Below are 10,351 nucleotides of genomic sequence, written 5' to 3'. Positions count from 1 at the left end.
CTCAGCTGGCAGGAAACCTGACCGCCGCCGTAGACGATACCGCGAAAAAGCTGCGTGCGCGTTTACTGGCGCTGGCCAGCCAGACCCAGGGTTCTCCGCTTGCCGGCGTACCACAGGATCGGCTCACGCTGGCGAACGGGGGGATACAGCTCACCGCCAAACCTTCCCAGGCCGTCAGCTTTAGTGAACTGATTAAGCTGGCTCACCTGGACGGGCTCAGCGTGGAAGGTGGCACCTTCTCTCCGGAGATGTCAGCGCAGGAGCGGGACAGCGTCACCGGTAGCCTGAATGAAATGAGTCGACCACAGGACGTGTCGGCTCACAGCTGGAGTGCGCAGTTTGTTGAAGTAAGGGTGGATGAAGATTTTGGCACCATACGTCTAAAGCGCATGGTCGCGGCTTTCGACAGTGGCCGGCTCTATAATCCCAAACTCGCCCGAAGCCAGTGGGTGGGCGGCATGATTATGGGCGTAGGTCAGGCATTACTTGAAGGCGGAATTATTGACCCGCGTAATGGCAGAGTGATTAACAACAACCTGGCCGACTACCTGATTCCAGTGAATGCAGATATTCCCGCCATCACCACCATTGATGTTGGCGAACCTGACTACAAAGCCACCAGCATGGGCGGCAAAACGGTGGGTGAACTCGGCATTGTGGGCGTTGCTGCGGCCATCAGCAATGCGGTTTATCACGCTACCGGTAAACGCGTCAGGGATTTGCCCATTACGCTGGACAAGATCCTTTAAGCATGCACGGCGATGTTGGCAGGAGTGCGGGTGTGAAAACGGCAATTGTGCTAACGGCGGCGGGAATGAGCCGCCGGTTTCGACAGGGAAATGGCCACCACAAACTGCTGGCGGTACTGGAGGGAAAACCCGTTTTGCAGCACACGCTGGAACAGGCAAAAGCAAGCGGTATGGATGTCATTGTCGTCACGCGTCCGGAAGATAAGGCCATTCATGCGTTGCTGCACGACGTAAGACCGGTATTTTGTGTCAGTGGCGGTTTGGGTGAGTCGATAGCGGCAGGCGTCAGCGCCTGTCTGGACTATGATGCGGTCATCATTGCACTGGGAGATATGCCTTTTCTCACCGCTGAAAGCTATCAGGCGGTGAACCAGGCTTTGCATTTTTATCCGCTTGCGCGCCCGCAGGTTGAAGGCCAGCCCGGTCATCCGGTTGGCTTTCAGCGATCGTTTTTTCCCGCGTTGCAACAGCTGACAGGCGATGTGGGTGCACAAAGCGTGCTTAAACATCAGCAAATCCGCTATGTGCCGCTCAGCGATCGGGGTTGTCTCGACGATATTGATTACCCGGATGACTTACGGCACGTCAGGAGCCACTTATGATTACATTGGATCAGCGGGTTATCGACACGGCCTTGCGCTGGCATCATGCGGGGCAGGCGGTCTGGTTGTGTACCGTACTGCGTACCTGGGGCTCTTCGCCCCGGGCGCCCGGCACGATGATGGTCATCAACCAGGAGGGCGAGTGTTGTGGTTCGCTTTCGGGTGGCTGCATTGAAGAGGATTTTTTGGCGCGTCTGGCAGAAGGACATTACCGGGTAAACAGCCAGGTCATCCGCTATGGCGAGGGTGGACGGCAAACCCAGGTACAACTGCCCTGTGGTGGCAGGCTGGACGTGCTGGTGGAATACCTGCTCCCTGATACTGTCAGCGGCGCGCTGTTACAGGCCATGCATCAGGCGCTCATCGGTAAATCCCGGCTGATAAAAACGTTGTCCGCAGGCGAACGTGCATCCTGGGACGTTGTGGCCCTCTCGGCCGTGTTACCTGTTCTCAGCTATCAGGACCCTGACATCGTGTTGCCCGTGGGTGCCATTCCCGAACTGTTGGTGGCAGGCTATTCTGCCGTTGCGTTTGAATGCATTCGTTTTGGCCAGCTGTTGGGTTTTCATGTACGGGTCTGTGAACATCGTCCGGAGATGTTAAGTGAGCTGGAACGCCACTTTATGGGTGAAGATAACATCACGATTGTGCCGCAGCATCCTGCACGCTGGCTGGAGTTAAACGGTGCCCATGCTTCAGTTGCCATCGTATCGTTAACACACGATCCCCGTATTGATGAGTTAACCATGATGGAAGCGGTCAACACGCACGCATTTTATATCGGCATCATGGGATCGGAAAAAAACAGCGCTAAACGAAAGGCTCGCCTTCAGGCGATAGCGGGATTTGATCAGGAGGAACTCGCCAGGATTAGCGCGCCGATTGGCATAGCCATCGGCAGTAAAACGCCTGCGGAGATTGCGTTGTCGGTGATGGCAGATATCGTACGGATTAAAAACCAACATGGAGCTTAGGTCAGCAGAGGGGCCGGCGGCGCTACGTGCAGCTTGCCGCCGGTTCGCAGGTTACTGCGACTCTTTCTCCAGCGAGTAAAAATAGGTGCCTGAATAGGGAACGGGAAGGAAATCGTTAAAGATCTGCCGCAGGGTTTGTTCCGGATTAACGTCATTAAACAGGTCTGGATAAAGGGTTTTGGCAAAAAACTCTGCTGCGGCAACATGCCAGGGGCTGAGATAAAAATTATGCCACATTGCCGCGGCATGACCGTTATGCAGCGCACGCAGCTGCTTCAGGCCATTTTGTTGCGCGGTGAGCTGCTGCAGGGACGCACGCGTTTCCGCCTGACTGATGGCGGGACCGATACGAAGGTCTGAAGCATCGTCGCTGCCACCGCTACCGGTCGCAAAATAATAATCCGGATTCGCGGTAATCACCGTTTCTTCATTCAGCCGACCGAATACGCCAGGCACCTTCTTACTGGCAATATTGTCTCCGCCCGCAAAGGACAGCACATCGCCAAGGCTTCCGTTCACGGCGGTCACGCAGCATTCATTTCGGCGGCCCAGGTGAAGCTGTAACAGCACGGTGGGTTTATGGCCCTGAAAACCGGCAAGGCGCTGCTGAATAGTCTGCATATGTTGCTGATAAAACTGATTGAAAGCCGTTGCCCGCTGACGCTGATTCAGCACCTCTCCCAGAATGGCAACACTGCGCGTCGTGTTTTGCAGGAGGTGTACGCGTAAATCGATTTTCACCACGGGAATATTGGCTGCTTTTAATACCGCTTCCAGCCGTTGCCCCGCCTCACTGCTGCGAGCCAGTTCGGGCAGGATCACCACGTCCGGTTTTAACGCAATCACCCGCTCAGGATTGATATCATTGGTGCCATCTAGCCCTGTTGACGGTATGTTCAGCATCTCGGGAAACTGGTGCGCGAAAATATCCCATGTCTGCCGGTCGTACTTTTTCAGGTCCTGCGGCCAGCCAACCAGCCTTTTGAAAGGATTGCCGGCCTCCAGCATGGCAAAGGTGTACAGCATCCTGCTCTCACCCAGGACGATTCGCTGGGGATGATCGGGCACAGTAACCCGAGTGCCATTGATATCGGTAATCGTTTTACCCCAGGCGAGCGTGCTGATTGTCACGGACAGCAGCAGGAGCGTGCGCAGCCAGAACTTCATAAAAGAATCAGAATTCAACACGGGCTTGTACCATCAGGTTGCGGGTTTCACCTTCACGTACGCGCAGGTTACCGCCGCTCGACGTGTAATAGTGTTTGTTAAACAGGTTATTCAGATTAAGCCTCAACTGAGTTTTTTTGCCCAGCAGGTGGGTGTTCCAGGCAATGAAGCCGTCAGCGACAACGTAATCCGGTAAAGTAAAGCTGTTGTCAGGATCGCCCGCACGACTGCCGACATAGCGTGCACCACCACCGACACGAAAATCGCCGGGCAAACCCGGTATGACCAGGTTATGACTCAGGTAAAGCGCACCGGCATGTTCAGGCGCATTTTGTAAGCGGTTGCCGTTGTTGGCCGGATTAATCGTGTCATCGACGATCTCGGCATTGTCATAACTGTAATTGGCACTGATATCCCAGTCGGGCGCAACTTCGCCATTCAGCTCAACTTCCACGCCCTGAGAGCGCGCTTTGTTAACAGGACGGGTCGTGCCATTAATGCTGAGTGACATCTGCTTTTCATCAATTCTGTAAAGCGCGACCGAAGCGAACAGGCGAGGGGAGATTTGCCATTTGCTTCCTACTTCCCAGGTCGTTCCCTGCTCGGGCTTGCTGACATTACCTTCGTCATCCACATCCGTTGAGGGCGTGAAGGATTTACTCATGCTGGTGTAAAGCGAAATATCAGGCGTTAGTTTATAAATCAGCCCGGTTTGTGGCAGGAATTTATTCCCTTCATCATCCAGTGTCTGAATCACCGGGTTGAAACCTTTTGAAGCCCGTTGCTCGTAATGTTGGTATCGCCCGCCAACCACCGCGATCCAGTCGGGACTCAGCGAAATGCTGTCTTTCAGATAAACCGAACGGCTGTGAATACGGTTCAGGTTGTTGGCATTCGCGCTATTTTCAGTGGTGCTGTCGGTTACGGGAGACAGCATGTCATAAACCGGATTGAAATAGTTGAAGCGCCGGTCATTTTTGCCCTGATACTGATGCGCACGATAGGTTTGATTCATTTCATAATCTGTGCCGAATACCAGCGCATGTGTCATGCCAAAAAGTTCTGGATTACCCAGCACATCCCACGACAGGTAGTTGGTTTTTTGATTAAATCCGCGGTTGGCATCGGCACGCCGCGTAACCACGCCGCTGGCAGGATCAATCGCCGTCACCCGCACTTCATTATTGTCATAACGGCGCTGATTCCAGCCAAGGGTCAATCGCGTACTCCAGCTGTCATTAAACTGCCAGTCGTAATGAGCGTTGAGTGCCTGATTGCGTCCCCAGGCATGATTGGCTTTGTCATCCAGTCTCTGCTTGTAGGGCAGGTCGACAGGAGAGCCGTTAATAAAGGCGGTGCCGCGGTCGTAGGGAATGTCATAACGATAATCGCTGTAACTCACTAACAGGCTGGCTTTTTCACCATACCATTGCAGCGACGGGGCCAGCAGCGAGTGTTCATCACTGCCAAAATTACGCCAGTAATCCTGACGTTGTTTTTCTGCGATCAGCCTGAAGGCAAAGCCATTGCCCAACGGCCCCGTCACATCCAGCGTACCGGCACCGCCGCCTTCACTCGCGTAGCGACCGCTTACCGAGGATTGCCATGAATATTGAGGCTTTTTGCTGATGACGTTGATCACTCCACCAGGATTCTGAATACCGTAGAGCAAAGACGCCGAGCCTTTGAGCACCTCAACGCGTTCCGTTGTGGCATCCAGATTTAACCCCTGGCTGCTGCGGATGCCATCACGATAAATGGAACCATCGGAATTGCTACCAAACCCACGGCGGACAAAACCATCTTCTGTTCCCGCCAGTGTGTTTGCCTCAGCAACGCCACTGACAAAACGCATCGCGTCGCTCAGGCTGCTGGCCTGGTAATCGTCGAGCTGTTGCTGTGTCACGGTACTGACAGATTGCGCCTCATCCAGACGAGACACAGGGGTTTTCGTGCTAACGCTGCTGGTGGAGGCGGCATAGCCGTCATTGCTGTTAGCGTCGCTGGTTACTGTCACCGTATCATCACTGGTCGCCGCCAGGCTTTCACCCGGTGCAAGCAGCGCGCCAGAACAGATCGCCAGCATCACCGCCTGCTGGATTCCCAGGTGTTTAATATCGTTGGAACGTTTTTTCATTATTTGTTTTCGCTGATCATCAAAGAGAGAAATAAAGTAAATAACCACATTGACTGCGTGTATTTATTCAGCGACGAAGGAAAAGCATAAAGGATCTGTTCACGCGCTGATTTGTAATTGATAATCATTCAACCATTGCGCGGTGTAGTAGTAAACAGAAATACCGGAATTTTCACTACATGTTAAAATGCACACCGCAATGCTTTGTCCTGGCTGGTTTTTGCCTTTTACTTAATGAAATTAAAGATAATTATCCCTTTTCCAAAACGGATTTCGGCAGGCGATGGGTGGTAAGCAGACGGCTGCTTTCCGCATTGCTGGCTTTCTGACTACAGTTTGCAGGTTTACTATCAGTGGAAAGCGAAAGAGAAAACCGGGTCCTTAAAAGCTTTACTGAGCCTCAGGCAATGGGATTTTCTCACCTGTGCTTAGTTAACCGGGAAAACGAAAAGGGTATGTCACAGTGTTTTTGCTATTTAAAAAAGGCGGACGATCATCGGAATGCAAGCTAAAAGCCGCGTTGACATATTGGGTGAGCGTTTACGTTCACGTGAGCAACAACTCTCTCCACGCCTTCTGGTGGTTGCACATTATATAAATGACAACCGGGAAACGGTGATTGACAGTACGGCAATGGAAATTGCTACTGCTAACCATACGTCTGACGCCACCGTTATCCGTGCCATCCAGGCGCTGGGTTTTTCAGGTTTGCGCGATCTCAAAAAAGTGCTGCAGGCCTGGTTCGGGCCTGGCATGTCTTCTGAAGAGAAGATGATCACCACGGTGAATGACGTGACGCGTGATGTCTCCTCCTCAATAGACTTTGTTTTGCAGGGACATCTTCATGCGTGCCACGTTTTATCTTCTGAGCACAACCGTCAGGCGCTGGCTGAGGCGACTTCATTGATGATCGAAGCCCGTCAGGTTGCCATTTTTGGGATCAATGCCTCAGGCATCCTCGCTGATTACAGCGCCCGGCTGTTAAACCGCATTGGCTTACCGGCGTTTTCACTTAATCGTGCAGGCATTGCGTTGGCGGAGCAAATGTTGGCTTTGCAACGGGGCGATGTACTGGTGATGATGGCGCAGAAGTCAGCGCATCGTGAGGGCAGCACCGTGATACGCGAAGCCAAAAGGCTCAGCATTCCTGTTATTTTACTCACCAATGCCACCGACTCGTTTTTTGCCCGGGAAGCTGACGTGGTGATCCACGTTCCGCGCGGGGGAGAAAATGGCCGCATCCCGCTACATGGCACCGTCATGGTTTGCCTGGAGATGATGATTTTATCGGTTGCCTCTTCCCTGCCAGACCGCACAGTGAAAACGATGAAACGTCTGCAGGATTTCTACAGAGGGCTTAAGCCTGCGGCTAAGAAATAGCGCATCCGTTTTGGTGTAACAAAGCTGGACGATAATCTGGCAAATCCCGCGTTGCCACGGCCCAGGGCTGAACAGTCGCCCTCAACCGTTAAGGCGCATTTTTGAACGTATCCCGGCATCAGCGATGAGCAGGGGGCTGGCATTTTTCGGAATTTTAAAAAAAATTTCTGTTTTTGCGAGCACACGCCTGCTTTCGCCTGGAGCGTTCTTCAATCAACGGCTATTACTCTGCCGTGACGTTATTTGCTGTTCTTCGATTTATCCATCCTTGTTACGTCCCTGAACGGAGCTAATCATGAAGAAAGATCGTGCATGGTTTCCTGTGTCGCTAGTGGCCCTTGCCACCATGAGTGCCCTGATAACCCCGCTGCCGGTAATGGCATGGGACAGTCTTACCGTATTTGGTGACAGCCTGAGCGATACAGGAAACGTCGGCCGGTTTACGTATAATTCCGCAAATAATCTGCTTTATGATGAAATTATCGCTCGCGAAGCAGGGCTGACATTGCAACCCTCTTCCGCTGGCGGTAGCAATTACGCAGCAGGAGGCGCCGTTGCTGTGCCTGCCCTTAATCCACAATTTAATACTCAGGATCAGGTTGCCCGTTATCTGGCTTCTACCAATGGTCGGGCCGATCCCAATGGCTTGTATATTCACTGGATAGGCGGCAACGATCTGGCGGCGGCGGTTGCTCTTCCGCCATTGGCCACATCGATTGTAGATAACAGTGCAGGCGCGGCAGCCAGCCAGGTCAAGGCGCTACTTGATGCTGGCGCGGGCACCGTGATTGTGCCGACGGTACCCAATGTGGGGGCGACACCCGCATTAATAGAGGCGATTCTTCAGCCGTTCAGTTCCGCTGCCGTGGCTGCTGCGTTTCAGTCTCTGGACGCGGCAGCCACGCCTGATAATGCAGCGCGACAGCAGGCCATTCAGGCTGCGTTTAATCAGGCCGCCGCGCAACTTTCAAGTGTGCCCGCGGTTCGCGACCTGATTGCGCAACAGTTATTTGCAGCATGGCAGCAGCTGAGCGGTCAGGCGGCAGCACTGACCGCGCGGTATAACCAGCTTGAAGAAAACGCACTGGCAACCACCCAGGGAAATATTGTTCGGGTGGATATCAATGGACTCTTCAGTGAAGTCATCCAAAATCCCGCCCTGTACGGGCTGAGTAATACGGCAGGCATGGCCTGTCCACCCGGCACTTCTTCCGTAAACTGTACCTCAGCAACAGCGGGTTTTTCATCCCAGCAAAATTATCTGTTTGCCGATCGTCTTCATCCCAGTCCTGCCGTACATGCCATTATCGCTGACTACATCCAGTCGATTCTGGATGCGCCCGCCCAGGTGGCTGTGCTGACCCAGGCACCCCTGGCCATGCTGCATGATATGCACAACACACTGGATGGTCATTTACAGCAACAGCGCAAGCAAGCTTCAGAAGCAGGTCAGTTCACGGTGTTTGGCGGTTATGCCGGTCAGCACGCCCGCAACAAAGATGATGTTTTTAACGATGGCGACACCGATACCGCTAATCTGTCTGTTGGCATCGGTTATCAGCTCACCGATAACTGGCAGGCGGGGGCATTGCTGTCGACTGCCAGTCAACGGCAGCAGCCCTCTGATCGTTATGATTACCGGCTTCGTGGCAACATGGTCGCGCTCTGGAGCCAGCTTCAGCTATTGGATCAGCTGTGGGTGAACGCCGATGTTCACTATGCGGATCTGGATTATGACGGGATAGAACGTCAGATTAAACTCGGGCCCGCTACCCGCACAGAACAGGGAAGCAGCGCAGGAAAACTCATGGGGATGCGGCTGCAAACGGGCTGGGATTTACCGTTAGGCAATGTGGTCACCACCGGGCCCGTTGCCAGCTATGCGCTGGACTATGTTAAGGCGGACGGTTACCAGGAGCTCGGCGACAGCAGCAGTGCGATGCGGTTCTCCGGGCAAACCCGGCACTCACAAGTTGGCGCAGCAGGTTGGCGTGTCGACACCAAAGGCTTATGGATCAATCCATGGGCGCAGGTGAGTTATAACCATCAGTTTGGAGATACTGACTCCTCAGTGAGCGCAGGTTTAAAATCGACCCGTACTGCCTTCCGACGTAACAGTGCAGGCCAGGATAAAGACTGGGTGGATATGGCTGTTGGCGCGAACGTACCCTTCGGCGATACGGTAACCGCTTATGCCGCCGTATCGACGGTGGCGGGTGCCAGTGATTATCATGAAGTCACATGGAACCTGGGTCTGAGCGCACGCTTTTAGGGTGAGTGATTCGCAGGGACGCGAGACATTTTATTCTTACTTATCAGACTGAGCCGGGCCAATTCATCCGTTGCAATGACGTCATGGCGTGCAATGATAACTTCCGGTGGGACAGGGCAGGTGGCACAGAAAGTTTGACGCCACCCGCTTCGCAAGCGTGTTTTGGTAAGGTATAGTTCGCGTTTTTGGAGGAACCATGCTGACCAATTCATCTACACGGCTCAATAAATACATCAGTGAGAGCGGAATATGCTCTCGTCGCGATGCCGATCGCTTTATCGAACAGGGTAACGTTTTCATCAATGGCAAACGCGCCGCGGTGGGTGCCCAGGTTTTTGCCGGCGATGTCGTAAAAGTGAATGGTCAGTTAATTGAGCCACGTGATGAAGATGATTTAGTGCTGATTGCACTGAACAAGCCCACCGGGATTATTACCACCATGGAAGAGGGTGAGCGCGATAATATCAGTGACTTTGTTAATCACAGCAAACGCGTGTTTCCTATTGGTCGTCTTGATAAAGATTCCCAGGGCTTAATTTTTCTGACCAACCACGGCGACCTGGTCAATAAAATTTTACGTGCCGGCAATAACCACGAAAAGGAATATGTGGTTACCGTCGATAAACCTGTTACCGATGAGTTTATTGCGGGCATGGCGGCAGGCGTTCCTATGTTGGGAACGGTGACCAAAAAATGCAAAGTAAAGAAAGAAGCGCCTTATGTGTTTCGTATTACGCTGGTTCAGGGGCTTAACCGGCAAATCCGTCGCATGTGCAAACACTTTGGCTATGAAGTGACGAAGCTTGAACGCACGCGCATCATGAACGTCAATCTCAAGGGCATTCCCTTGGGTGAATGGCGCGATCTGACGGATGATGAATTAGTCGAGCTGTTCAAATTACTGGAAAACTCATCCTCGGATGAAAAACCAGCGAAGAAAACATCACAAAAAAGTCCGGCGGCGAAAAAGCCGATGAAAAGTGCACCTAAGCAGGGTGATAAGACCGAGGATAAATCTGCGTCGCGCAAGCGTTTCAACCAGCCCGGCCGTAAGAAAAAAGGGCGTTAAC

8 protein-coding genes are annotated in these 10,351 nt (G+C 53.0%); 6 read left to right on the top strand and 2 right to left on the bottom strand.

The genetic code is table 11. The annotated features are described in order from the left end of the window. The 3 genes from CMR03_RS13095 to CMR03_RS13085 all read left to right on the top strand — a co-directional run. On the top strand, nt 1-749 hold a 749-nt coding region (locus CMR03_RS13095; protein ID WP_141248563.1), incomplete at its 5' end, for a xanthine dehydrogenase family protein molybdopterin-binding subunit. A gap of 2 nt (nt 750-751) precedes the next feature. Continuing rightward, a complete protein-coding gene (locus CMR03_RS13090; protein WP_096011656.1) occupies nt 752-1,351 on the top strand; it encodes a nucleotidyltransferase family protein in 600 nt (199 codons plus the stop codon). Next, a complete protein-coding gene (locus tag CMR03_RS13085; protein ID WP_096011655.1) occupies nt 1,348-2,325 on the top strand; it encodes an XdhC family protein in 978 nt (325 codons plus the stop codon). Before CMR03_RS13090 ends, CMR03_RS13085 begins: the two co-directional genes overlap by 4 nt. 51 nt (nt 2,326-2,376) lie before the next feature. Here the strand turns inward: CMR03_RS13085 and CMR03_RS13080 are convergent, their stop codons facing one another. Next, nucleotides 2,377-3,513: an ABC transporter substrate-binding protein gene (locus tag CMR03_RS13080; RefSeq protein WP_371873641.1), complete on the bottom strand. Its 1,137-nt coding sequence runs from the start codon at nt 3,511-3,513 to the stop codon at nt 2,377-2,379. Continuing rightward, nucleotides 3,500-5,578: a TonB-dependent siderophore receptor gene (locus tag CMR03_RS13075; RefSeq protein WP_371873644.1), complete on the bottom strand. Its 2,079-nt coding sequence runs from the start codon at nt 5,576-5,578 to the stop codon at nt 3,500-3,502. The genes CMR03_RS13080 and CMR03_RS13075 overlap by 14 nt, the downstream gene beginning before the upstream one ends. Nucleotides 5,579-6,130: 552 nt before the next feature. Between CMR03_RS13075 and CMR03_RS13070 the strand changes: the two genes are divergently transcribed. The 3 genes from CMR03_RS13070 (at nt 6,131) to rluF (ending at nt 10,350) form a co-directional block, all read left to right on the top strand. Beyond that, nucleotides 6,131-7,009: a MurR/RpiR family transcriptional regulator gene (locus tag CMR03_RS13070; protein ID WP_096011653.1), complete on the top strand. Its 879-nt coding sequence runs from the start codon at nt 6,131-6,133 to the stop codon at nt 7,007-7,009. 295 nt (nt 7,010-7,304) lie between these two features. After that, nucleotides 7,305-9,281, top strand: coding sequence for an autotransporter outer membrane beta-barrel domain-containing protein (locus CMR03_RS13065; protein ID WP_096011652.1), 1,977 nt, complete (start codon nt 7,305-7,307; stop codon nt 9,279-9,281). 196 nt (nt 9,282-9,477) lie between these two features. Beyond that, nucleotides 9,478-10,350 carry a 23S rRNA pseudouridine(2604) synthase RluF gene (gene rluF, locus CMR03_RS13060; protein WP_063876980.1) on the top strand — a complete coding sequence of 291 codons (873 nt, stop codon included), beginning with the start codon at nt 9,478-9,480 and terminating at the stop codon, nt 10,348-10,350. The last annotated feature ends 1 nt before the right edge of the window (nt 10,351 follow it).

Source organism: Pantoea allii (genome assembly GCF_002307475.1).
In the GTDB taxonomy this organism is placed as follows: Bacteria; Pseudomonadota; Gammaproteobacteria; order Enterobacterales; family Enterobacteriaceae; genus Pantoea; species Pantoea allii.
The sequence above is the reverse complement of the archived record's forward strand: the minus strand, read 5'-3'. Positions and strand labels throughout refer to the sequence as shown.

Bases quoted from the DNA above. Each gene is read 5' to 3' on its own strand.
- CMR03_RS13090 (WP_096011656.1), top strand. From the start codon at position 752: ATGCACGGCGATGTTGGCAGGAGTGCGGGTGTGAAAACGGCAATTGTG.
- CMR03_RS13085 (WP_096011655.1), top strand. From the start codon at position 1,348: ATGATTACATTGGATCAGCGGGTTATCGACACGGCCTTGCGCTGGCAT.
- CMR03_RS13075 (WP_371873644.1), bottom strand. From the start codon at position 5,578: ATGCTGGCGATCTGTTCTGGCGCGCTGCTTGCACCGGGTGAAAGCCTG.
- CMR03_RS13070 (WP_096011653.1), top strand. From the start codon at position 6,131: ATGCAAGCTAAAAGCCGCGTTGACATATTGGGTGAGCGTTTACGTTCA.
- CMR03_RS13065 (WP_096011652.1), top strand. From the start codon at position 7,305: ATGAAGAAAGATCGTGCATGGTTTCCTGTGTCGCTAGTGGCCCTTGCC.
- rluF (WP_063876980.1), top strand. From the start codon at position 9,478: ATGCTGACCAATTCATCTACACGGCTCAATAAATACATCAGTGAGAGC.